This window comes from Seongchinamella unica, assembly GCF_004354085.1.
In the GTDB taxonomy this organism is placed as follows: Bacteria; Pseudomonadota; Gammaproteobacteria; order Pseudomonadales; family Halieaceae; genus Halioglobus; species Halioglobus unicus.
Genome location: NZ_SMSE01000001.1, coordinates 1044710 through 1068634, shown reverse-complemented (window position 1 = coordinate 1068634; position 23925 = coordinate 1044710). Strand labels below are relative to the sequence as shown.

Genomic DNA, 23925 nt, shown 5'->3' with positions numbered 1-23925 from the left:
CTGCAGCGGGAGTACGCGCTAGTGCCTGTGCTGTTCGTCGTGGTGCTGATCGACCTGATCGGCTTTGGCATCGTGATTCCCATTCTTCCTTTCCTGTCCCCGCAGTTGGGGGCAGATCATGTCGATATAGCGCTGATTATCGTCACTTACTCAGCCTGTGCCGGCATCTTTGCTCCTTTCTGGGGCAAGCTCTCGGACCGTCGGGGACGCAAGCCGGTTATCATGATCTGCCTGCTCGGGGGAGCACTGTCCTACGTGATGCTCGGCCTGGCCAGCGAGTTGTGGATGATATTCGCGGCCCGGGCATTCGCCGGTGTGATGGCCGGTAACTTTGGGGTGGCCTCGGCGATGATGGCGGATATCACCACAGCGGAAAACCGTGCCCGTGGCATGGGGCTGATCGGCGCCGCCTTTGGCCTGGGCATGGTGCTGGGTCCTTTGCTGGGCGGGCTGCTGGCGGGAGAAAGCGGCAGCTTTACGCTGCCCTGCCTGGTGGCCGGCCTGATGTCGGTGATGGCGATCATGGCGGCAGCGATCTTCCTCCCTGAATCCGTTTCTTCCCAGAGACAGGCGGCCAATCGGGAGTTGCAGAGTAGCCCAGACCGGGAATCGACCCTGTCGATACTGAAGTCATCGGGTAATCGCCTGTTCGTGGCCCAGTATGTGTTGCACACGGCCTGTGTGAGTTCATCCACCTACCTGTTCCCTTTGTGGGTCGGTGACCTGCTGAACTGGACTGCGCGCGAGGTAGGTATCGTGTTCGGGGTGCAGGGCGTGATTATGGTGATTATGCAGGGCGGTGCCATGGGCGCCCTGGTGAACCTGCTGGGGGAATGGCGACTGCTGCGTATTGCCATTTGCGGATTCCTCGGCGGGTTGGTGTTGGCCGTTGTAGCCTGGAATATGCCCAGCATGGTCGCCTCCATGTTTGTGGCGATGACCGGCGCGACCCTGTGTATGCCGCTGCTCAATACGCTGATCACTCACCGGACTGCGGCCGCTTATCGCGGCCGCCTGTTGGGAGCAACCTCCGCCGCTTCTTCCTGGGGCCGGGTGTTCGGCCCGGCCATTGCCGGATTTAACCTGGCCGTGTTCGGCTATTCCACTGCCTGGGCGTTTTGTGCGGTAGTGGTCGCCTTTTACCTCGCCTGGGCAGTGCGGGAGAGTCGGGGCGCCTGAGGCGATATTGGCGTAAAGCCAATTAGTGTTTGCCAAAGCCGCAGTCTGCTGACTAGAGTTATACTCAGGTCAAAGGATAGTGTTATGAGTGTGTTCAACATACACCCGCAATTGTTGCAGGACTGTCATCATCTGGGACAGTTGCCGGCGACCGACCTGCTGCTGCACCGCAATGCCAGCCTGCCCTGGTTTATCCTGGTACCGGACACAGAGCTCGCTGATTTTCTCGATTTGCCTGCGGAGCACGGGCGGGCGGTACTGGCCGACTGCGTCGCGGTGTCGGGTTTTATCAAGAATTTGCTGGGATTTTCCAAGGTCAATTTTGCCGGCCTTGGCAACGTGGTGCCGCAAATGCATTTGCACGTGATCGGCAGGGCGACGGTCGATCCCTGCTGGCCGCAACCGGTGTGGGGCAATCTGGAAGACTCCGAGGCCTACAGCCCTGAACGACTGGAAGAGTGGCAGTACGCCCTGGTGCGTATGCTCGACCTGAAGCCGGTCACGCCAGTCGACTGACGGGCGAGTGATGAACAAGAAAGTTTTTGTCACTCACCAGCTTCCCGGGGATCGTATCCACGAACTCTCCCGCTTCTGCGATGTGAATGTGTGGATGGGGCCCGGGCTGATCAGTGCCGCGAACCTGCGCGAAGAACTGTCCGGTTGTGACGGCCTGGTATGCATGCTCACCGATCGCATCGACCGCGACCTGGTGGCAGCGCTGCCGGAGTTAACCTTTGTGTCCAGCATGTCAGTCGGCGTTGACCACGTCGATGTGGCGGCCCTCTCTGCCCGCGGAATGCCCCTGGGCCACACTCCCGGGGTGTTGGTGGAGACGACAGCAGATACGGCGTTCGCCCTGATGCTGGCGGCTGCCCGGCGGGTGGTGGAAGCGGACCAGTTTGTACGCAGGGGCAACTGGACCCCGGAAAATGCCTGGGCCCCGGACTTTTTTACCGGCAAGGACGTCAGCGGTGGGACCCTGGGTATTGTCGGTCTGGGGGAAATTGGCCAGGCGGTGGCTCGCCGCGCCGCCGGTTTTGGCATGGAGGTGCTGGCCTGGAACCGGACCCGGCGGGAAGTGCCCGGAATAGAGAGTGTCTCCCTGGATGAACTGTTGTTGCGCAGTGACTTTGTCAGCCTGCACGTGGCGCTGACCGACGACACCCGGGGCCTGCTCGACGCCGAGCGGATTGCCCTGATGAAGCCTGGCGCGGTGTTGGTGAACACGGCTCGCGGGGGCATCGTCGACGAGGAGGCGCTGGCGTCTGCGCTGGCGAGCGGCAGGCTCTCAGCGGCGGGCATAGACGTGTTTGAGCAGGAGCCTGTAGCGGCCGATAATCCGCTACTGTCGCTGCCGAACGTGGTAGTGGCGCCGCACATCGGCAGCGCCACATTTATCACCCGGGCAAAAATGGCAGACCTCGCGGTGGACAACGCGATCGCTGCACTCAAGGGGCAGGAGATGCCCCACTGCGTCAATCCGGAGGTTTATTCCTGACCCGCCCGGGGCAGGACGCGAAAAGCCTGGCTGACCGCTTTGGTGATCTTGCGCTCCATGGCGTCCACGTCGATCTCGTTGCTGTTCTCCACGATGCTTGTCATCACCACCTGCCACACCTCCTGTTGGGTGGCAGTGTCGTTGAACTGAATGGCGATATTATTGGTGGTCTGTAATCCGGCGAGGGCGTTGGCGTTATCCACCATGGCCTGGTTGACCAGGCGGTTGGGGCGGGCCGAGGGTATGGGGTCAATGCCGCCACTGGCATCCTGGCTTTTCACGCCCTCGCGCAAGCCAAGGGCCTGCAGGTAATCCACGCTGAACTGTGCCTGTGCCGGGTCCTCGACGTAGCCGAGATTGTTGAGGGCCGCATTCACCTCGCGGCGAACAATGGGGTCTATCAGGTACAACACGTCGCCTGATTGCCTTGAATTAACCAGGGGTTGGCTGCGCCAGCGGTAGTACTTGTAGTCCCCCGCTGCAAAGGCGACGGTCTCGCCGGGGCGGGTTTCAATGCTGCTGCAGGCTGTCACGGCCAGTAACAGCAGCAGGGAAGATAGGATACGCATGCGGCGCCTCGCTGGTTGAAAGCGGCCATGTTAGCAGTCCGCGGGATCGCCAGCCAGCGCAGGCGGAGTGGAATCGGCTTTATCAGGTTTAGGACATTTCTGCTGTTCCTTGATAGCTACTGTTTGCTAGCATTGGGCGCATAACCATAAGTTATTTCTTTGGGGGCGAAGAAATGATTTCGAGGAAACTGATCCGGACCGATCTGAATCTGCTGGTGGCACTGCAGATTTTGCTGGAAGAGCGCAATGTTACCCGGGCGGCCGAGCGGTTGTCGGTCAGTCAGCCGGCGCTCAGCAAAACCCTGCAGAAGCTGCGCGATTGCTTCGAGGATGAACTCTTTACCCGCACCGCCCATGGCCTCGTGCCGACCCCCCGGGCGGAGGAACTGGGGGCCGGTTTGCCCGCCCTGCTGGAGACGGTCGAGCAGGTGCTGGGAGATTCGGAATTTGACCCGGCGACCTACAGCGGAAGTTTCAAACTGTTGTTACCGCCCATCCTTTGTGAGGCGCTGTTGCCGGGCCTGGTGGCTGAACTGGATAAGTCCGCTCCGGGCGTGCAGATCATGACTGCCGAGGTCACGCCGGATTACCAGGAGCTGCTGAAAAAGGGCGAGATCGATTTTGCCGCCTTCGTGGCATTGGAAACGGACCGCGACATTCATGCCGAGCCCATCGCCACCCTGGCTCCCCGTTGCTATATGCGGGTTGGGCATCCGCTGGTTGAGAAAGAGGAAATCAACCTGAAGGACTTCCTCGCCTACAGTCATTTGCGACTCTACCTCCCGGGGTTGACCCGGGAGAACACGTCCATGGTGGATGACGTGCTGGGTCAGTACGGGGTGCATCGGAATATTGTGCTGGAAACGACCCAGTTTGCATCAGCTGTCGGCGTACTGGCGCGCACCGATTGTCTGTTGGTGGCGAACTCCGGCTTTGAGGCCAGCGGTCTGTACAAGGATTTAATCACCGGCCGGGAAATGCCCGCCGAGTTGCAGCGGATGATACGCAATACCCACAGCAATAACCGCGGGAAGATGTCGCTGCTGCGGCATACTCGCACTTCCCGCAGCGCTCCCCACCAGTGGATGCGGACCCTGCTGATGAAACACTTGAGCGGCCCGGGTGAGCAGGTAGAGCCGGTACGTCAGCTGCAGGCCATTCCCTGACTATTCATCGTCCAGGGCCTGCAGGCGCTGTTCCGCCGAGTCCTTGACCATACTCTCCACGCCCTTGGCCTTGTCCAGCGATTGCTGGTAGCTTTCGGGGATGATGGATTCCGCTTCATCGCCCCCCGCGGCGTTATACAGTATCCAGCCAATGGCACCCAGTGCCAGGATCATACCGAGTAGTCTCATGATGGCACCTCCGTGAACCTATTGTGCGCCCGATAACAGCAGGCTGTCGATACCTGTCAGCTGGTCGAAATCGTAAGCGCTGATCCGGAACAGGTGTGGGTATTCACTGCTGGCCGCGAAGTGATCGTCGCCCAGCCGGAAAAACTCCAGTTTCCTGCTGCCCGCCAGGCTGGTGATGTCGAGTACCAGGGTCGCCTCTGAGCGGGTTGTCGCTTCCTGCTGCTCCTGCGAGGCAACGCCGAGAACCTGCAGGTTGCGCAGGGCGTCGAGCAGAGCCTGTAACTCCCGTGGATCCGGGGCCTTACCTGTACCCAGCCGCCACTCGCCGTCCCTGCGCTGCAGACTGTAGCCATCGGCCGTGATTGCCACCGGCGCCCGCACCTGCAGCAACCTCGGTTCCAGCCATTTGCCTGCCTCGAGTGGCAGGTCATAGAGGTTCAGGTCCAGGCTGTAGATCCCGTCGCTTCGCTCGTTGCGAGCGTGGACCTTGCGAAAACCGGGTGATGTACCGAGATAAACCGTGCCAATGGTTTGCCCCAGTGACGCCAGGCTGACTTTACGACGAAAGTGATAGTCGGCCACCTGGAAGCGCTGCCGTGCGGCCAGTGTATGGGCCACGGTCCAACCCGGATCCTCGTCGGTCAGCTGCTGTAATACTTTTGCGACTTTCTCCGGGTCGGCGGGAAGTCCGGCCAGGTCCGGCAGCTGCCAGAGGTTGCCGGTACGGCGCAGCACCACGCTGTTTCCGTTAGCATCCTCCACCGTCAGCTCGTCGATAACGTAAGCACCGCTGGACACCAGCGCCTGATTGTCGGTGTCACCAGCGCCGGCGCTGTCCTGGCGATAAAGCAGCAAGGTCAGGAACAACTGCGCGATCAGCAGTATGCCAAGAAAGAGGCCGACCCGGTTCACAGCCCAAGCTCCCTGGCGTAGTAGCGTGCCAGCCGGCGCCGCCGTATCCAGAATACCAGTCCCAGCACGCCCAGCCAGACCAGCGCGGCGCCATAGTTGAACAGTTCAAGGTACAGCCGGTGCTGTTGCTCCATGGGCGGCAGTGTGCGATTGAAGTGGGCGCGAGATCGAATCTGCAACAGCTGTTGATCCTGCAGGGCCCAGTCGAGGCTGTTATTGAACAGTTCCAGAGGTCCCAGGTAGCGGCTGCCGCTGGCGCGGACCAGTGCCCCCAGCACCCGGTCGCTGAGAAAATCGTTGGAAGCGTAGAGGATGATGCGCGCTGATTCGGGGGAGCGCTTCACAAAACTGTTCACCCCGGCGCTGACGCGGGTCGGCAGGGCCGCCAGTTCTGTCGGTGGCGCTTTGAAGTAGGAGTGGAAACGACCCTGCAGTATTGCCCCCAGCAGTTTGCGCCCGGTGGCGCCATCGGGGCTGCGGTCATCGTTTTCGCGCGGCGCGATGTCCTCGCCGCTCTCCAGCCAGGAATCTTCACTGCTCCAGAGCAACTGGGAGACCCGGCGCTGGTTGCCCCGCTCTATCTCAAGGGGGGAAGCCCAGGCCATGGTCAACTGGGGCAGGCTGGCATTAATCGGGTGGCGGCCAAAACCGTCACGACGAATATCGATAAAAAACGGGTAATCGACAATTTTGCTGTCCTGGAACTGGTAGTCGCCTTCACTGCGGTGTACCGGGGCCGGGAAGCGGGCATGGCGCCTGTCCAGTACCAGCGATTTGTCGGTGGTAATACCGTGGTGTTCAAGCCAGGGGACCAGCCCGCTGCTCCAGCGGCGCAGCTTGAGCTCACCTCCCAGCGGTTCGACCGAAAACGGGGAAGTGGCCAGTATGACGGTGCCGCCGCGCATCAGGAACTGATCCAGGGCGAATACCGCCGGGGTGTCCAGCACCTGTGGTGCGATCACCGCCAGAATATCCGCCTCCGGGCTGATCTCGCCGTCTGTCAGGTCCTCAGCGATGATTCTGTGGTTGCGGGTAATGGCAGCCTGCAGGGTGTCGAAGCTGGGACCCCCCAGGTTGTAGGCTGCCATTGTCCGGTTCAACCTGGGCGCTGCCAGGGCCACGGTCTTGGTGAAATCGCTGGTAAAGCGCTTGAGACCGGTGTCCAGTGATTTGCGAAAACTGCCGGGGTCGAAATCCCCGGTTGGCAGCTGCACGACCTGTTTCTCGTCTGCCAGGGTCAGGTAGAAGTAGAATTCCTGTTCCTCGTCCAGCGAACTGCTCATGGGGGCGAAGCCCCATTGTTCCTCGATCTGGCGAGCGACTCCGCCGCTGTTGGCCTCGGGTTCTATAAAGCGGTAGCTGAACTTGCCGCCGGAAGCAGCGGCGGCTTTTTCGAGTTGTTGCTTGATGGAGTCCAGGTAGGCCAGGAGCATGCCGGGCAGTCGCTCCTGATTGGACACATAGCCGATGAATTCCACCGGTTTGTCGATACCGGCGAACAGGTCGCCGCCGGCACGGTAGTTATAGAGGACATCGCGAATGGCCCGGGTGATATCAAACTCCGGGTTACGCAGTAGTACCTCGGCGTCGCCGCGGGCGCTGGTGCGGACTTCGATCAGGTCAGAGAACGACAGCACGTGATATTCGCTGCCGTATTTCACCAGCACATTGAAATATCCGTTGACCAGCGAGGCCTGGTACCGGTTGGTGACCTGGAATGGCGTGGGCTTGATGCCGTATTGTTCGTTGGCTTCTTTTTCGAGGGCCGGGTTGCGGGCCGGGTCGACAAACTCCACCCGCACCCTGGGTCCGCCGACGGCGGCATACTCTTTCATCAGGTCCTGCAGTTGTGGTACCAGAGGCGCCAGCAGCGGGTGGCTGCGGGCGCTGAAGTAGCCGCGAATCAGCAGCGGTTCCGCCAGTTGTTCCACCAGCTGGCGGCTGGACGGGGACAGTGAGTGCACCCGGCCCTCGGTAATGTCCCAGCGCAGTGCGGGTACCTTCGCCAGCCAGAGGTTGGTGACAATCAGGTTGGCCAGCAACAGGATAATCCCGATGCGCCAGTGGCGCTGCCTGGGGGTGCTGGCAAATCGTGCCCAGCCCTCCCGCTCCAGGTAGTAAATGTTGAGACCGAGAAAGGCAATCACCAGGCTCAGGTAATAGGTCAGGTCCCGCAGGTCGATAACACCGCGGGCAATATTGTCAAAACGTGAACCGCTGCCCAGCTGCCGCAAAACCTGGGCGGTGCGATCATCGAAAAAACTGGTAAACAGGTCACTGCCCAGCAAGTACAGGAGACCACAGAGGGCAACACTGCCTAACAGGCTGACAATGGGGTTATCGGTGCGGCTGGAGACAAAGAGACCGATCGCCAGGTAGCCACTGCCCAGCAGGACGCTGGCGAGGTAACCACCCCACACCGGTCCCCAGTCCAGTTCGGCCAGCAGTGCGACAGTGATCGGCAGCGGCAGCGTGGCCAGAAGGGCCAGCAACAACAGGCCGAGGCAGGCGCGGAACTTGCCCAGGCTGAATCGCCAGAGAGGACTCGGTTGCACCAGCACATGTTCCAGCGTGCCGCTTCTGCGTTCCTCGCTCCACATTTTCATGGTGATGGCGCTGCACAGGAAAATCAGCAGTACCGGCATCCATTCGAACAGGGGCCGGACGTCGGCCACATTGCGGGCGAAAAAAGATTCCACCCAGAAGACTACGAACAGGCAGACTGAGGCGAAGCCCCCAAGGAACAGCCAGGCGACGGGAGAGGCGAAAAACAGTGACAGTTCCTTGCGCGCAACGCGCCCGGCCACGCGACTAGTGTCCATTGTCGATCACCTCCCGGTAGACATCCTCGAGGTGCCTGGACTGTGACTCCAGCTGGTAAAGGCGAGCGCCTGCCTGCAGAACACAGTGAGAGATATTGCCTGCGGCGGTATCGGCAGAACAATCTCCACGCAGTTGCAGATGATATTCACGCATGTCCTCGCGGCTTTTGACGCACTGCACGGTGTCTATTTGCGGGAGGTGAGCCAACAAATCGGCGAGGTTGTCGCCGGCGGCGTCTGTTCGCAGCACCATGCTGCTGCAGTCGCGCAGCTTTGCCAGTGACTGGTCGAGGGCCAACTGGCCATTGCGGATGACCAGTACCCGGTCACACACGGCTTCTACTTCCTGCATGATATGGGTCGACAGGATAATCGTGGCCCGCCTCGACAGCTGGTCGATCAACGCGCGCATTTGTTCCGTCTGGTGTGGGTCCAGGCCGTTGGTGGGCTCGTCCAGGATCAGGAAACTCGGTCGTCCCAGCACGGCCTGGGCGACACCCACCCGCTGTTTCTGTCCGCGTGATAACTTGTCGATGGTCTGCAGGGCGTGAGCCGTCATTTCGGTGGCGAAAAGCGCTTCCTTGACCGCTCGCAGCCGCTCTGTTCGGGGAATGCCCTTTATCGTGGCGACGTAGTCCAGGTAATCCGCCACCATCATATCCGGGTAGACCGGCAGGTTTTCCGGCAGGTAGCCCAACTGACGCTGGATGGTGTATGCGTTCTGTTCGAGGTTTTCGCCGTTGACGGTAACCGAACCGGTTGTGGGTTCCAGGTAGCCGCTGAGCATGCGCATGATGGTCGTTTTGCCGGCCCCGTTGGGACCAAGCAGGCCGACCACCTCATTGTTGTGGATATTAAAGGAGACGTTTGACACCGCTGTGTTGCGGCCAAACTGTCGGGTCAGGTGGCTGGCTTCGATCATGCTCTATAGCGCAGACGGCAGTTAATCTTCAGGGAATGGCTCCCGCATTGTGACGAATTCCTCAGCGGCGGTAGGGTGAATGCCGATCGTGTTGTCGAACACCGCCTTGGTAGCCCCGGCCTTCATGGCGATGGCAATCCCCTGCATGATTTCACCGGCGTCCGGCCCTACCATGTGTACCCCCACTACCCGGTCGCTTTCCCGGTCGACGATCATCTTCATGAAGCTGCGTTCATCGCGACCCGACAGGGTATGTTTCATCGGCTTGAAGCTCGACTTGTAGAGTACTATATCGCCGAATCGCTCGCGGGCTTCATCTTCGGTAAATCCCACGGTGCCGATATTGGGCTGGCAGAACACGGCGGTAGGAATGAAATCGTACTCCGGGGCGGCATTTTGCCGGTCAAACTGCCGACGGGCAAAGGCCATACCTTCGGCGAGCGCTACCGGCGTAAGCTCCATGCCGCCAGTCACGTCGCCGAGGGCAAAGATGCCGGGTTCACTGGTGCTGAAGTGCTCGTCCACGGCGATGGTGCCGTCGGGCTTGAGCTCTACACTGACATTTTCCAGCCCCAGACCCTGAAGGTTTGGTTTACGGCCGGTCGCATAAAGGACGGTGTCTGCCTCAATGGTGCTGCCATCGGTCAGTTCCACCTGCAGGCCGTGCGATCCCCGCTTTATGGCCGTTACATTAGTTTCAAACTGCAGGTTAACGCCGCTCTTGGCGATTTCCCGGGCGGCATGAGCGCGAATGTCAGGATCAAAGCCGCGCAGGAACAACGGACCCCGATAGAGCTGGGTTACCTGGGAGCCGAGGCCATTGAAAATGCCGGCAAATTCGACAGCAATATACCCGCCGCCAACCACCACCAGCCGCCGGGGGAAGTCCTCCAGGTCAAAAATTTCGTTGGAGGTAATGGCATGTTCGCTGCCCGGGAACGACGGAATGTGGGGCCAGCCCCCGGTCGCTATGAGGATGCGTTCGGCAGTGTACTGGCGTTCTCCCACGGCCACGGTATGGGCATCCACGATGCGTGCCCGGCCGTCGATGAGTGTCGCCTCGACGCCGGAGAGCAGGTTGCGGTAAATCGCGTTCAGGCGGGAAATTTCAGTCTTTTTGTTGTCGCGCAGCGTATTCCAGTGGAACGTGGGCTTTCCGCCCTCCCAGCCAAAGCCCCTGGCGTCGCTGAACCCCTTGCCGTACTCGGAGGCATAGACATACAGTTTCTTCGGTACGCAGCCCACATTGACACAGGTGCCGCCCATGTAACGGTCCTCTGCCACGGCTACCCTGGCACCAAAGCCGGCTGCCATGCGGGCCGCCCGTACTCCGCCAGAACCCGCGCCGATGACAAACAGGTCAAAGTCCAGTTCGGACATGATCTCTCCAATATTCGATGAACGGCCAATCTTAGCAGCGTTGGCCCTGCGGCCCAATTTAAACCCTGCTATGGCAGCGATTGCCTGAGACTAGCGAAATCGGTCCCGGACACTGACTATGCCAGTTGATTTGAGTATCATCGAAACCGATTTTACTTACCACCGAATCTGCCATAGACAGGCAGGAAAGAGGCCATCCCATGACAGTATTTATGCGAATCATCGCTCTCAGTGTTGCCCTTGTTGCGCTGCAGGCGACCGGAGTGAAGGCCCAGGAGGCCGCCGCAGAGGGTTCCGTCGCCGCTGACGAAATCCGGCTCAAGAACGGCTCGAGAGTCATCGGCAAGGTCACCGATATCCGCGACGGCGTTGTCACCCTGGAGACCGACTTTGCCGGAGCCATCAGCGTATCCATGGAGCAGATTGTGACGATGACCACCAGCGATCCCGCTACCCTGCTGCTGGCGGACGATACCGTGATCGAGGGACAGGGCATTGAAGTGAGAAACTCTCAGCTGATCGTCGATGAGCCCGGGGTCCCGGAGCAGTCATATGCGCTTGAGCAGGTGCTGATTGCCAACCCGGAACCCTGGGAGCTGGGCGAAGGGTACCACTGGACTGGCCAGGTTGGTTTTGCTTTCGCTGTAGAGCGGGGCAACAGCGATACCGATGAGCTCGACTACAAGCTGGAGACTTACTGGCGCAGCCTTCGCGATCGCTACACGCTTAAAATGGATGCGCAAATCAAAGAGGCAAATGACCAGAAAATTGCGGATAACTGGATTATTCAGGGCAAATACGACTATTTCCTCAGTGATATCACCTATTGGGGTGTGAATGTCTCGGCTCGATCAGACGAGTTCAAGGACCTGGATATACGCTACCTGGTAGGCCCCTACATTGGCCGAGATTTCCTCACCGACCCGCTGTTTACCCTCACAGCTGAGGTCGGTGCCTCCTATGTGAATGAGAATTTCATCGTCGCCGAGGACCGGGATTACGCCGCCGCCAACTGGTATCTGCGGATGACCAGCGATTATCTGGGCGGCGACTCACAGCTGTATTTCGACCAGCGGGGTATCTGGAATCTTGACGAGGCCTCTGACGTGATCATTGATACCGCAGTGGGCCTTTCTTTCCCCCTGTTGTGGAGCCTGGAAGCGGCCGCCGAGATTTTGTGGAAGTATGACTCCGGTGCTGGTGAGGGGGTAGACGACCTGGACGAAACCTATCGCCTGCGCATCGGTTATAGCTGGTAACCCCGATCGCGGGCGGCTCTGCGTCGCCCGCTATCCGCTCCTGCTCATTCGCACTGCGGCGGCCAGCTGTTCGAGCAACGGTACGGTATTGGCCAGTGACAGGCAGGCATCGGTGATACTCTGGCCGTAGACCAGCTCACTGCCGTCGCCGATGCCCTGGCTACCCTCCACCAGGTGGGATTCCAGCATCACCCCCCTGATCGCCTCCTGCCCGGTCTGGATTTGTTCACAAAGACTGGACATAACCTGGGCTTGCCGCTGGTGATTTTTTTCGCTGTTGCCGTGGCTGCAGTCAACAATAAGCGAAGGTGTCAGTGCTGCCTCGGCGAGCGCCACAGCAGCCTCCTGCACCGCCGCGGGGCCGTAATTGGGCCCGGTCTGCTTGCCGCCGCGCAGTATCAGGTACCCGTGCGGGTTGCCAGTGGAGCGCAGGATGGCCGGGGTGCCCTCCTTGGTCAAGGATGGAAACCAGTGACTGTGGGCGGCGCTGCGAATAGCGTCGATGGCCACGTCGATGTGTCCATTGGTGCCATTTTTGAACCCTACGGGCATGGATAGGCCAGAGGCCAGTTCGCGGTGAATCTGGCTTTCTACCGTGCGCGCTCCGATGGCACCGAAACTCACCAGGTCTGCATAGTACTGGCCGAAGGTCGTGTCGAGGAACTCGCTGGCCGCTGGCAGGCCGATGTCCGCCACATTGAGCAGTACCTCCCTGGCCAGGTGCAGGCCCTTGTTGATGTGAAAACTGCCGTCCAGGTCCGGGTCGTTGATCAGGCCTTTCCACCCGACCACGGTGCGTGGCTTCTCAAAGTAAACCCGCAACACCGGAAACACCGCATCTTCCATCGGCGCACAGGCGGCCCTGAATTGGCGGGCGAAATCCAGCAGGGCAGCCGGGTCGTGCACCGAGCACGGGCCGACGATGGCCACGACCCTGGGGTCATTCCCGGAGAGAATGCCCTCGATAGTCCTCCTGCCGTTGGCGACGGTTGCCGCAGCGCCTTCTGCCAGCGGCAGCTCATCCGCCAGTACCCAGGGGGTGATCAGCGGCCGCGCGCTGCCGATCCGGATATCATCTGTTGTCGTCTGGCCCATACCGTTTCCGTTGTTTTGAAGTAAGTACTTGCTATCGTTGATAGCTATTAAAAAAGGCGACCTGGGCCGCCTTTCTCACCTCATCGAGGTTTACCGGGCGCCTTTGATCAGACTGCGGAACCAGTCCGCCCAGGTTTCGTGTTTGTAGTCGCTGAACTCACCTGCGTCCATAAACATGCCGTGTTCTTCGCACTCCTCAAACCAGATGTGAGGCTGGTCCGGGTCCGAGCGTTTTTCCATGTCCTTGCCACAGCGCGGGCAGGCGATGTCTTCTACCGCGTCCCACTTTTTGCCTTCCGCCGGATCGCCCATATCCAGGGCGTCACCCATCCACTTGCCTTTTAACGCCTCAGCCTCGCCGACGTCAAACCAGAGTCCCTGGCAATGGCTGCAGCGGTCGATCACCACATCGCCGCCGTAGGTGATCTCGTTCATGCCGTGTCCGCACTTGGGGCACTTCATGCTGTGCTCGTCTGCGTTGTATTCCATCTGTTATCCCTATCTTCTGGTCAGTGTTGAGCGCGCTTGGGGGTGAAGACCCATAACCTGACAGAGTCTAGCCCACGTCTTCATGCTTGTCCTCCCCTGGAGGCAGCTCCGGGGCAGAAAAACGGTTTTTCAGCTACGTTTAATCTTCGGAATTATCATATGGGGCTGCAACTGATACAAGTGGGTTGGGGTCCCAGCCAGATCCCACGGAGAAACAGTGATGAAAAATTGCATGAAAACCGCCCTGGTCCTTGCCGGACTGGTAACTGCAGCCTTGCCAGGCTTCGCCCAGGAGGTGGAGGCGGGCAAGGGATTGTTCACGACCTGTGTTGCCTGCCACGGCGAAAATGCAGAGGGCAACAAGGCACTGAATGCCCCCCGTCTCAATCATCTAGAGCCGGTATATATCGCTGCTCAGTTGGACAAGTTCCGTGGTGGGATTCGCGGGGGAGATGGCGCCAGCGCCAGCGCCCGGCAAATGGCACCGATGGCTGCCGTACTGGCCGATGAGCAGGCAGTTCAGGATGTCGCTGCCTACATCGCCAGTCTTGACAGCGAGCCCTCGGCGGCGACCATCGAGGGTGATACCGTCATGGGTGCTGACTACTACAACCAGTTCTGCGGCGCCTGCCACGGCGCTGCTGCCCAGGGCAACCTGTCATTGAACTCCCCGCGCCTGGCGGGCGGCGATGACTGGTACCTGGAGGCGCAACTGCTGGCATTCCGAGCGGGACAGCGGGGCGCCGATCCCCGGGACACGACCGGCAGGCAAATGCGGGCAATGGCGGTGATACTCCCGGATGAGCAGGCGGTAAAAGATGTGGTTGCCTTCCTGCACGGCCTCGAGCAGTAGGAGGCACTGTGCTGCGCAAGCTGATACTGCTGGTTTTGCTGCCCCTGGGCTGCCCCGTACTGGGGGCGGAGCAGGCGATTGAACTCAACGCAGATTGTCCCCCGGGGTTTGAACTGAGCGCGGGGCATTGCGAACTGCGCAGCCTGTACCAGATGTACCCGTCCCTGCAGGAGGCTGGCGTCGGTGGGCTCAAGACCGGCCTGCCCGCATATCGCGACGGCTTCACCCCGCAGCAGACCGATCTCGGCCGCTACCTGTTTTTTGACCCGGTCATGTCCCGTGACGGCAGTATCAGCTGTGCCAGCTGTCACCATCCCGACAAGGGTTTTTCCGATGGCCGGGGCCGGAGTGTCGGCATCCACGACGCAGTGCTTCCCCGGTCGGCGCCGACCCTCTGGAACGTGGCCTTTCTCAACAGTTTTTTCTGGGACGGCCGGGCTTCAACCCTGGAAGAGCAGATGCAGGGTCCGCTTTACGACACGCATGAAATGGGCGGCGATCCACAGTGGCTGCTCGCAACGCTCAACGGTATAGAAGCCTATCGGGCGCTGTTTGCCCAGGCCTTCCCTGCAGACTTCACAAATGATGCTGCGCAGATTCGGCTGGACCAGATTTACACTGCCCTGGCTGCGTTCCAGGTATCTCTGGTTTCCCTCAACAGCCGTTATGACCAGTACGCCCACGGCTATGCCAATGCCCTGACTGAACCGGAAAAGGAGGGCTTGAACATCTTTCGCTCATTTGTGGCCCGTTGCGCCGAGTGCCATACTCCACCGCTGTTCACCAACCAGCAGCTGGCAGTAATCGGTACCCCCGAGCCTGTGGGAATGCCATTCGATGTGGGTGCCGAACCCGTGCTCAAGGAGCCCAGCCAGCGGGGTGCATTCAAGGTGCCCAGCCTGCGCAATATAGAATTGACCGCGCCTTACATGCACTCGGGACGATTTGCGACCCTTCGCGAGGCCGCCGCTTTTTATACTGGCGGGCGCGGCCACGCGGTGCCGGAAGGTGAGGAACTGAAGATTCACTGGCATATCTGGGAACCGAACCTGAGCGAGGTAGAACTGGACAGACTGGTCGATTTTCTCAGAACACTGACCGACGAGAGTTTTAAACCTGAAACACCCAGCCGTTTGCCCTCCGGGATGCGGCCGGTTCACGACGACATCGCCCTTGCCGGCGAAATACAAGATGGAGCAACCAATAATGAATAAAATCGCAGTTCTGGCGGGCGCAGTGGTGCTGTTGGCAGGGGGTTACTACCTCGGCACCGCAAACCGACCCGAGCCCACCGTGATCAAGGTGCCCTCGACGCCGAAAGCGGAATTTGTGTCCGAAGGCAGCTCTGAAGTTGCCGCTGTTTCGAGCACCGTCAGCGTCCGCGCCTGGGAAACACCCACCTCGGGTGAACTTATCGTCGTGAAAGACGGTGAATCCATCCAGGAGGCGGTGGCCGCGGCCCAGCCCGGTGCCGTCATCAAGGTAATGCCCGGCACCTACAAGGAAACGGTCTACATCGACAAGGACAACATTACCCTGTCCGGGGTGATAGAAGAGGGCCGTTACCCGGTACTGGAAGGTGAGGGCGTGCGCAACGACGCAGTGCTCTACTCCGGAAACGGGGTGACGGTCGAGAACCTGTACATTACCCGCTACAAGGGCAATGCCATCATGGGGCAGGCGGGCAATAACTACATCATCCGCAACAATATCATCGTCGACACCGGTGTTTACGGTATCTTTCCCCAGTTGGGCAAGAACGGCATCGTAGCGCACAACATCATTTCCGGTATCGAGGATGCCGCGATCTATGTGGGCATGTCCGATAACGTCGATGTGGTGTACAACCAGGTATTTGACAGTGTGGCCGGCATCGAGATTGAAAACAGCCGCGCCGCGCTGGTTGAGGGTAACTATGTCTACGACAACACCGGCGGCATCCTGGCCTTTATCACACCGGGACTTCCGATCAAGACCTGCGGCGACGTGATCATCCGCAACAATTTCGTGGTCAACAACAACCACGAAAACTTTGCGATTCCAGGCTCACTCGTTTCCAACATCCCGCCGGGCACAGGCATGTTGATCATGGCGTGTGACGATGTGGTCCTGGAACAGAATATTATCACCGGTAACGATTCAGTCGGTGTGCTGTTTACCGACTTCTCGCTGGTGACCAATGCCGCTCGCGATCCCGATGCGGATCCTTACCCGAATCGCCCGAAGATCCTCAATAACATCATGCAGGACAATGGTAACAACCCGGCACCGATGGTTCGTGCCTTCCTGGCGACACAGCTGGAAACCCAGGGTCCTGACTTCGTCGACACCGTGGGTATGGATGACGGCTGTATTAGTCATCCCGAGCGCTTTCGTACCCTGGGTTTGGACAAGTATGGGGAGTGTGAGTTTTCCAGCACCAGCAATGTGCTGAGCTATACCCTGCCGGAGCCGGTACCGCCCCGCAAGGATGAGCCCAACATGGACAAGGGCAAACTGGCCTACTACGGCGTTTGTGCCGGTTGTCACGCTTACAGCTCGCGCATGATCGGTCCGCCTACCCAGATAATCCAGGCCCTGTACATGGACAACCCGGAAGGCATCGCCGCCTACGCCGCCAACCCGGTGAAGAAACGCGACGACTATCCACAGATGCCACCCCAGGCGCACCTGGATGAAGAGACCCGGCTGGCAGCAGCCAGGTTCATGCTGGACCTGAAGAAGTAGTATATTTGGGGTCAGAGTTATATTTGGGGTCAGAGTAAAAACTATTCTGCACGCCCGCATGCCGTTTGTGGCTTGTGATCAGAGTTTTTACTCTGACCCCAAATATAACTCTGACCCCAAATAATCACCCCAAATAATCATTCCGGAGTGCTAACACCAGCTGGCCTCGTCTCCGGGATGTTTGAGTAACTCCTCGATATTGGCATTGAGAACGCGGTAACCGACATTGCCGTACAGTACCTGGCGGCCATTGTTGAGTATCCAGGTGGGGCTGCCACGCACACCTGATTCCTGGGCGGCCCTGAGGTCGCTGCTCAAGGCCGCCATGGCACTGCCCTTGCGGAAACAGTGTGAAATCGCCTCGTGGTCCACACCCTCCTCGCGGGCAATCTGCAACAGCAGGTCCATGTCACTGATGTCTTTCGCGTCACAGAAAAAAGACCGGCGGATTCGCAGAGCGGTAGCCGCGAGCTTTTCTTCCGATGCAACCAGGCCGATGGCCCGTAGCAGCAAATGCGCCTGCGCGGAACTGCTCGGTCGTGTCGCCCGCCAGATTTCGGGATGCACCGTGGCATCCTCAAATGGTTCGGCAGAATGGTGCACATGGTCGGCAAATTTTTCGAAGCCGTCATGTTCTCCCCAGTTACGGGCAATCTTTTGGTTACAGTCACCGAAAATATCGACGTAGTGGTGTCGAAGCAGCACCTGTGGTCCCCACTGCCGTGACAGTTCATCGAGTCTCGGTTGGGCAATCCAGGCCCAGACACAGAGCACATCACTGTAGTAATCAATGATGACCGGGGATGTTTTATCCTGCATGGACGGCCTCCGGATGAGCGGTATTTTCCTGTCGTTGATGCTAGCAAGCAAAAAAATCAGAAGACTTGATGTAGGTTAAAAAATGTTCGTTACATCTTTCATAATTAGGCCTACACTATCCGGGCGGTATCGACTCACCATACGGAGCGCGTAGAGCAATGTTGGAAAAAGAACTGGCCCAGGCCACCAAGATGGCCTCAGAGGCCAATAAGAAAGTAGAGCAACTTCGCAAAAAACTCGTGTCTGAATCTGAGAAAGCAAACTCAAAAGCAAAGCGGGAACTTCAAGCAGCGCGCAAAAAACACAGCACAGCAAATGCCCGCTTGAAGAAAGCCCGGGATGCAGCGAAAAAGAAAGCGACTCCCGACAATCAGCAAAAAGTCGAGGCGCTGAAAAAGCAGGTACAGGAACTTGGCGATACCGTGGGCAAGATTGCCAAGGCCGCCTATGAGGCTGCGCAGAAATACGCAAAAGTGAAAACTGATGCGATTATCGAAGAGCGTAAGGCAAAAGCGGCCGATCGCGCTGCGGCAGCGGTCGAAAAAGCCGCGGCCAAGCCTGGCAAGAAAGCCGCTACGAAGAAGAAGGCGGCTGCCAAAAAGAAAGCTCCGGCAAAGAAAAAAGCAGCGCCAAAAAAGAAAGCGGCAGCCAAGAAAAAAAGCCCCGCCAAGCGCAAGGCGGCGCCGAAAAAGAAAGCCGCGGCTAAATAAGCCTCAGCAATAAGCAAATCAGCCAGCTCGGTGTAACCGCGCTGGCTGATTGCGTCCTGTTCTTCTTTCGTTCCCCTCTAAAGGCCCTTCATTCACCTGCGACTGATCAGTCGGTGGAGGATCGATAGGGTGTCATGCCGGCCCGCTCCCGGGCCTGGGCGTGACGCGCCTGCTGCTCCTGGGTGTAACGATAGGCGATGTAGTATTTGTAGATGTTGGACACGTACTGGACGGTCTCGCGGCCGATCTCGCGTGCTGCGACCAGTTCCACATTATCGAACCAGACATTGGGATCATATCCAAGTTTCTTCGCCTTGTTGCGCATATTGATCATCCGTGTCGGTCCCGCGTTATAGGCGGCCAGCGCCAGCAGGGTTTTGTTGCGGGTATCAATGGCGGGATCGTCGAAGTAGCGGTTGCGCAGGAAGTCCAGGTACTTGATACCCGCTTGAATGTTGGGTTCGACCTTGTGGATATCGGGAATACCCACGTTTTTGTCCTCTGCGGTGGAGGGCAACAGCTGCATGACGCCAATGGCGCCGGCAGCGCTGCGGGCGTTCTGGTTGAGCCGGGACTCCTGGTAACCCTGGGCTGCCGCGATCAGGTAGTCCACCCGGTACTGTTCACCGTATTTTTGGAAAAGGTGTTCCAGTTCGAGAAAACGCTGGTAGTCACTGTCATCCAGGGCGTTGGCAGCCCAGTCGAAGTCACGGATATAGCGATTTTTCAGGACGTTGCCGATCAGCGTACCCTCGCGGTTTTTCTTCAGGAAGTCGTTGACCGCGGACTCCAGCAGCGGGCTGTCTTCCCGAAAAGCCCACGCGATTCGACCCCCTTCGCGAAAGACAATATCCCGGCGCGCCCGGGTGTTGGTAAATACGTCTTTCCAGAGGTCCAGCTTGTAGTCGTCCACAATAGCCCAGGGCAGTAAACCCTTGTCGACCATTTCTATGAGGTCATCGTCCTCGAGAAATTCCGACACAGGTTCGATGTTAACCGGTGCCTTGCCTGCCGCTTTCAGTCGAGCGTTCAGGCTTTCTACACTTTCCCGGTAGCTGCTGGACAGGCGAACGTAAATGGTCCTGCCGGACAGGTCATCAATCGACTTCAGCTGGGGCGCCTTGGGGCCCGTGACCAGAATTTCCGACAGGGGTTTGGTCGCCGGTATGCTGAAGTCCATGATCTCAGCCCGTTCCGGGGTGATCGACAGACTGGCATTGATGATATCGCCATGTCCCGCGAGCAGTGCGGGAATCAGTTGGCTGCGGGCCATGGGAATGATCACCACGTTGACCCGAACCGAGTTACGGTTCAGGCGTTTGTTGACGAAATTTTCGAAGCGGGTGGCCATTTCCTTGACCAGGCCTTTTTCCTCGCCGTTTTCCTCCAGATAGTAGCGCCCCGGGCTGTATACCGTGAGCATGCGGATCACCCGCTGTTTTTCCATTTTGTCCAGGTCGCCGATCCAGGGATCGCGGAAACTGCGAATATGATCCAGCTTATCCTCGTCGGCGGTAGGGGCGATGGAGGGCCCATCAGCCGTTCCCTGAGGTACTTCAGTGGCAGAGGTCTGACCGGTCTCCGCGGCAGGGTTGCCGGAAGGGGCCTGTTCTGCGGCATCGCCACAGGCTGTGATCAGGAGAAAGCTGGTCAGGCAAAGTAGTCGGGTAAAGTGCATCATCGCTGGTATTGTTGTTGCTTCACGTCCAAAGTGGCTGCCGTTGGCACCGCAGCCCACATCATCGCTCCGGCCGCAGGTATTGGCAAGGGGCCGCCCAAATTGGCACCATTGCCCACCGTTATCTGGCGCTACTCCCCGTACTTACAGTTGCTATGGTGAGCCATGAAATAGCGGCAGTCGCATTCGGGAGTGACTGGGCAGGACTGGATTTTTGGAAAGTGGGTTATGTCTGAACAGACGGTGATACTGGTGGGTGTGTGCATGTACGTGGTCCTGATGCTCGCGGTGGGACTGCTGGCTGCCCGACGCTCTACATCGATGCAGGATTTCGCGGTTTCCGGGCGCAACATGTCGCTGACCGTGTGTTCGATCTCTATTGTCGCTACCTGGTTTGGCAGCGGTCCGATGATGGGGTCTGCCGCCGCTGCCTATGCGGGTAATGCACTGGAGGTGTTACGCGATCCGCTGGTGTCCGGCGTCTCCCTGTTTATTGCCGGCTTCTTTTTCGCCCGCACCTACCGCCGGTCCAGGCGAACGACCAGCATTGAGTTTGCCGAGATTCGCATCGGTCCGCTCGCCGGTGTTATTGGTTCCGTGGTCAACCTGATCGCCGGTACTATCTGGCTGGGCGGCGTACTGTTCGCGTTCGGCGTGGTGTTCGAGACGCTCACCGGCCAGCCGGCCGCAATGGGTATTCTGGTAGGCACCGCGGTCATCGTGGTCTATACCATGTTCGGCGGGTTGCAGGCGGTGGCCGCCACCGACGTGCTGCAAATGCTGTTCATCGTGGTCGGTGTGCTGGTCCTGTTCGTGGTGGTGCTGTTCGACGCCGGAGGCTGGGCCGAAGTGGTCCCCCAACTGCCCGCCCACGCTTTTGATTTCACCCCCCAGGGAGACAGTTTCAGCGACTGGTTCAGCTATCTGCAGGTCTGGTTCTCCTCCGGGCTGGTTGCCATAGGCACCATGTCGCTGGTGCAGCGGGCCATGGCAGCCCGGGATGAATACGTGGCCCAGAACGCCTTCTACATCGGCGGCACGGTGTACCTGATCTTCGGTATGGTGCCGGTCACCCTTGGCTATATCGCCACTGTGGCCATGCCCGGCGTTGAGGACCCCAATGCCATTATTCCGCTGCTGGCGATGGAGCATCTGCATCCGGTGCTGGTTGCCATTTTTGTCGGCGCCGTGGTTTCCGCCATTATGAGCACATCCGACAGCATCCTGCTGGGCTGCGGCACCATCATTTCGGTGAACCTGCTGCCGAGGGTTCATGCCAACCCGAGTGAAGCGCTGAAGCTTCGGGTGGCCCGCTGGTCGGTGCCCGTTATGGCCCTGATCGCGCTTTACACCGCCTTCAACACAGCCACTGTCATATCCGCCATCGCGGCGGCCATTTCGCTGGGCTTTGCCGGTCTTTCCGCGCCGGGGATTCTCAACATCTGGTGGCCGAAACTGAACAGCGCCGGTGGCTACAGCGGTATTTTCGCCGGCTTTGGTACGTTTGCCGTGTTGAAACTTGCTTTTCCTGAACTGCCGGCAGACTTCGTGGGTTTCTGGGTGTCACTGGTGGTGGCGGTGGTGGTTTCACTGGCCACCCAGAAACGTTCGCCACCGAAGCTGCTGACCGATGTGGACGGGCAGCCGCTGAATCTGCACGACCGGATGGGGACCTTGCCGCTGGTGCGCACCGATGCGGTTGCGGGCCGCTTGCGCGATTAGCGGCCGCTCCTGGTACCCGCAGCGGGCATTGACTGCTGACGGCGCCACGGAATCAGCCATCCAGTTTTCGCTCAGGACCTGTTCGCCTTTGGCAAGCGCGCCGCCGCCGAGGGCGAACAGCCCCAGTCTGCCGTAGTCGCGCAGGGTTGATAGCAGGCGCCCCGGCCAGGGCGACGGCGGCGACAAGGTTGCTGATGACTGCGAGGGCAATTCGTTTCATCCGCCCGGTCAATCCAGCTGCGGATCGATGCCCTCGGCTTCTAGCGTGCTGATCAATGGTGAGAGTTGACTGCGGAATTGACGCCATTTGCCCACTGAGCTGGTGTAAACGGGTTGCCTTACCTGGGTGGCGCTGGCGGTTGTGGACGCCTGGCGGTGTTTGTGGAAATCCAGGCAGGCATCTTCCCAGTCCAGCTCGCAGTGTTGCAGCAGTTTTCTCGCCTGGCCTTCGGTGTCCGCAACCAAAGCCTCGTAGGACTGGTGGTAAATTACACCGGGCATAGCCTCCTTCCAGTGTGCCATCAGCCGGCGATAGGCCGCGTAGTAGCGGCCCAGTTCCACCAGGTCGTAGGAGAACGGGTAGGCGTCCGCAAACAGGGTTTTATAGATGGCAAAGCAGGTGTCCAGGGGGTGGCGCTGCAGGTGAACAATTTTCGCCTCCGGCAGTGCCAGGCGTATGAGTCCGGCGTAGAGAAAATTGAGCGGCATTTTGTCGATGAAACGTTTGCTATCGCCGCTGAGCGGCCGCGTGCTATCGATGTACCGCTGCCCCAGCCTGGTGAAATCGATTTTAGTGCTGGCCACCACCCTGTCGAGCTTCGAAATTCCGGTCTGTACTTTTTCCGCTGGCATTTGCTGCTTTGCTGCGCTGCTCATCTGCAGGGCAAAGTTGTTGAGCTCACCGGCACTGGTGACCCTGGAGTGGCTGGCCAGTATCCGCTCTACCAGTGTGGTACCGGTGCGCGGCATGCCGAGAACGAATATGGCTTCCCCGTTGCTGCAACTGCCCTGGTGTTCGCGCAGGAAATCGCTGTCGTAACAGGCCGCAATGGCCTGCATTGTCTCCACGTCACCGTTGACGTCGTAGCGCATGCGCTCGCGCCGCGCCGCTGCCCCATGCCGAAGGTGCTCAAAGGCCTCAGGCCAGGCTTCCAGATCCTCATATTCCTTGGCCAGGGTGAAGTTAAGCTGCACCCGGGCGTTGGGGTCATCCCGGTGGCGTTCAAGAGCGGCGAGTAGCGAGTCCAGGTGGTTTTTCCGCGCGGTCTGGGTGCCCAGGTCGGAGCGCAGTTTATAGGCTTCAAAATCACCGGGATTCAGTTCGATGGCGCTTTCCAGCGCTTGCTCGGCGGCGCTGAAGTTGCCCAGGAAACGGTGGACGGTTGCCAGGTTGTAGTAGTGCTCGGACTCACCGGGCTCCAGTCTGATCGCGCGCTGGTAGTGGTACAGGGCCCGCTCATGCATATCCAGCCTGGACAGCTGCAGCGCGAGCTGGGCGCACTGGAAGCCACTGTCCAAATCGATTTTATCCAGCGTTTCCACCAGTGGCCTGGCGCCCCGGGTGTCACCCATACGCATCAGGCAGGCCGCCTTTTGCAACTGCCATCGCGGATTCTCTGGCTGCAGGGCAATGGCCTTCTCTATGGCCAGCAGTGCCCCCCTGGCGTTGCCCACCCTGGCGGCCAGCTGGCTGGTGGTGTACCAGCCGGAGGCAAACTCGGGGAACCGGCTATTGAGCTGTCGACAGACGTCTATCGCCAGTCGGGTATTGCCCCTGGCGATCGCGGCAAGCACCCTGGCTTCCAGCTGGGCGGGATCAGGGGCGTCCTCGCTGCCTGTTGCGGTATTGCTCATGGTGTCGATTATGCGGTCCGTGACGATCCTTGGCCATAAAAAAACCGGGCGCAGGGCCCGGTAAGCATTGCCACTCCAGGTA

21 protein-coding genes are annotated in these 23925 nt (G+C 59.4%); 10 read left to right on the top strand and 11 right to left on the bottom strand.

Annotated features, from left to right (window positions below; genetic code table 11):
• The 3 genes from E2F43_RS04615 to E2F43_RS04605 all read left to right on the top strand — a co-directional run bounded on the left by E2F43_RS04615 (position 1) and on the right by E2F43_RS04605 (position 2677).
• A complete protein-coding gene (locus tag E2F43_RS04615) occupies positions 1-1179 on the top strand; it encodes an MFS transporter (RefSeq protein ID WP_420820765.1) in 1179 nt (392 codons plus the stop codon).
• Positions 1180-1263: 84 nt separating this feature from the next.
• On the top strand, positions 1264-1695 hold the full coding sequence (locus E2F43_RS04610; protein WP_133210050.1) for an HIT domain-containing protein: 432 nt from the start codon (positions 1264-1266) through the stop codon (positions 1693-1695).
• Between the two features lie 10 nt (positions 1696-1705).
• Entirely contained in the window at positions 1706-2677 is a 972-nt protein-coding gene (locus E2F43_RS04605; RefSeq protein ID WP_133210048.1) for a 2-hydroxyacid dehydrogenase, read from the top strand.
• Here the strand turns inward: E2F43_RS04605 and E2F43_RS04600 are convergent.
• Positions 2668-3246 (bottom strand): DUF4136 domain-containing protein, encoded by a 579-nt coding sequence (locus E2F43_RS04600; RefSeq protein WP_133210046.1) that lies wholly within the window; start codon positions 3244-3246, stop codon positions 2668-2670. The two genes, E2F43_RS04605 and E2F43_RS04600, sit on opposite strands and share 10 nt — an antisense overlap.
• Positions 3247-3419: 173 nt before the next feature.
• Between E2F43_RS04600 and E2F43_RS04595 the strand changes: the two genes are divergently transcribed.
• On the top strand, positions 3420-4412 hold the full coding sequence (locus E2F43_RS04595; protein ID WP_133210044.1) for a LysR family transcriptional regulator: 993 nt from the start codon (positions 3420-3422) through the stop codon (positions 4410-4412).
• On the opposite strand, the gene E2F43_RS04590 is transcribed toward E2F43_RS04595, so the two are convergent.
• The 5 genes from E2F43_RS04590 to gor are packed head-to-tail and all read right to left on the bottom strand — an operon-like array spanning position 4413 to position 10637.
• On the bottom strand, positions 4413-4601 hold the full coding sequence (locus E2F43_RS04590) for a hypothetical protein (RefSeq protein ID WP_133210042.1): 189 nt from the start codon (positions 4599-4601) through the stop codon (positions 4413-4415). It lies immediately after the preceding gene.
• Positions 4602-4619: 18 nt separating this feature from the next.
• Positions 4620-5513: a DUF4340 domain-containing protein gene (locus tag E2F43_RS04585; protein WP_165954194.1), complete on the bottom strand. Its 894-nt coding sequence runs from the start codon at positions 5511-5513 to the stop codon at positions 4620-4622.
• Positions 5510-8335 (bottom strand): Gldg family protein, encoded by a 2826-nt coding sequence (locus tag E2F43_RS04580; protein ID WP_133210038.1) that lies wholly within the window; start codon positions 8333-8335, stop codon positions 5510-5512. The genes E2F43_RS04585 and E2F43_RS04580 overlap by 4 nt, the downstream gene beginning before the upstream one ends.
• Positions 8325-9257: an ABC transporter ATP-binding protein gene (locus E2F43_RS04575; RefSeq protein ID WP_133210036.1), complete on the bottom strand. Its 933-nt coding sequence runs from the start codon at positions 9255-9257 to the stop codon at positions 8325-8327. Before E2F43_RS04575 ends, E2F43_RS04580 begins: the two co-directional genes overlap by 11 nt.
• Before the next feature lie 21 nt (positions 9258-9278).
• On the bottom strand, positions 9279-10637 hold the full coding sequence (gene gor, locus E2F43_RS04570; protein WP_133210034.1) for a glutathione-disulfide reductase: 1359 nt from the start codon (positions 10635-10637) through the stop codon (positions 9279-9281).
• Positions 10638-10837: 200 nt separating this feature from the next.
• On the opposite strand from gor, the gene E2F43_RS04565 reads away from it, so the two are divergent.
• Positions 10838-11896 (top strand): DUF481 domain-containing protein, encoded by a 1059-nt coding sequence (locus E2F43_RS04565; protein WP_133210032.1) that lies wholly within the window; start codon positions 10838-10840, stop codon positions 11894-11896.
• A 30-nt stretch (positions 11897-11926) separates the two neighbouring features.
• Here the strand turns inward: E2F43_RS04565 and E2F43_RS04560 are convergent, their stop codons facing one another.
• Positions 11927-12991 (bottom strand): 3-deoxy-7-phosphoheptulonate synthase, encoded by a 1065-nt coding sequence (locus E2F43_RS04560; RefSeq protein WP_133210030.1) that lies wholly within the window; start codon positions 12989-12991, stop codon positions 11927-11929.
• Positions 12992-13081: 90 nt separating this feature from the next.
• On the bottom strand, positions 13082-13480 hold the full coding sequence (locus tag E2F43_RS04555; protein ID WP_238946747.1) for a zf-TFIIB domain-containing protein: 399 nt from the start codon (positions 13478-13480) through the stop codon (positions 13082-13084).
• A gap of 220 nt (positions 13481-13700) precedes the next feature.
• Here E2F43_RS04555 and E2F43_RS04550 point away from each other — a divergent pair, with 220 nt between their 5' ends.
• The 3 genes from E2F43_RS04550 to E2F43_RS04540 are packed head-to-tail and all read left to right on the top strand — an operon-like array spanning position 13701 to position 17060.
• Positions 13701-14333, top strand: coding sequence for a c-type cytochrome (locus E2F43_RS04550; RefSeq protein WP_133210028.1), 633 nt, complete (start codon positions 13701-13703; stop codon positions 14331-14333).
• Positions 14334-14341: 8 nt separating this feature from the next.
• The gene (locus E2F43_RS04545) at positions 14342-15547 is read left to right on the top strand and encodes a cytochrome-c peroxidase (RefSeq protein WP_420820752.1); all 1206 of its coding nucleotides are present in this window, start codon (positions 14342-14344) and stop codon (positions 15545-15547) included.
• On the top strand, positions 15540-17060 hold the full coding sequence (locus E2F43_RS04540; protein ID WP_133210026.1) for a parallel beta-helix domain-containing protein: 1521 nt from the start codon (positions 15540-15542) through the stop codon (positions 17058-17060). Before E2F43_RS04545 ends, E2F43_RS04540 begins: the two co-directional genes overlap by 8 nt.
• 150 nt (positions 17061-17210) lie before the next feature.
• Here the strand turns inward: E2F43_RS04540 and E2F43_RS04535 are convergent, their stop codons facing one another.
• Positions 17211-17879, bottom strand: a complete 669-nt coding sequence (locus E2F43_RS04535) for a DsbA family oxidoreductase (protein WP_133210024.1) — start codon at positions 17877-17879, stop codon at positions 17211-17213.
• Positions 17880-18037: 158 nt separating this feature from the next.
• Here E2F43_RS04535 and E2F43_RS04530 point away from each other — a divergent pair, with 158 nt between their 5' ends.
• Entirely contained in the window at positions 18038-18589 is a 552-nt protein-coding gene (locus tag E2F43_RS04530; protein WP_133210022.1) for a hypothetical protein, read from the top strand.
• 106 nt (positions 18590-18695) lie between these two features.
• Here E2F43_RS04530 and E2F43_RS04525 read toward each other — a convergent pair whose 3' ends face one another.
• Positions 18696-20327 (bottom strand): MltF family protein, encoded by a 1632-nt coding sequence (locus E2F43_RS04525; protein WP_238946746.1) that lies wholly within the window; start codon positions 20325-20327, stop codon positions 18696-18698.
• A 168-nt stretch (positions 20328-20495) separates the two neighbouring features.
• Between E2F43_RS04525 and E2F43_RS04520 the strand changes: the two genes are divergently transcribed.
• Entirely contained in the window at positions 20496-21989 is a 1494-nt protein-coding gene (locus tag E2F43_RS04520; RefSeq protein WP_133210020.1) for a sodium:solute symporter family transporter, read from the top strand.
• 228 nt (positions 21990-22217) lie between these two features.
• On the opposite strand, the gene E2F43_RS04515 is transcribed toward E2F43_RS04520, so the two are convergent.
• Positions 22218-23843, bottom strand: a complete 1626-nt coding sequence (locus E2F43_RS04515; protein WP_133210018.1) for a tetratricopeptide repeat-containing sulfotransferase family protein — start codon at positions 23841-23843, stop codon at positions 22218-22220.
• Positions 23844-23925: the final 82 nt, after the last annotated feature.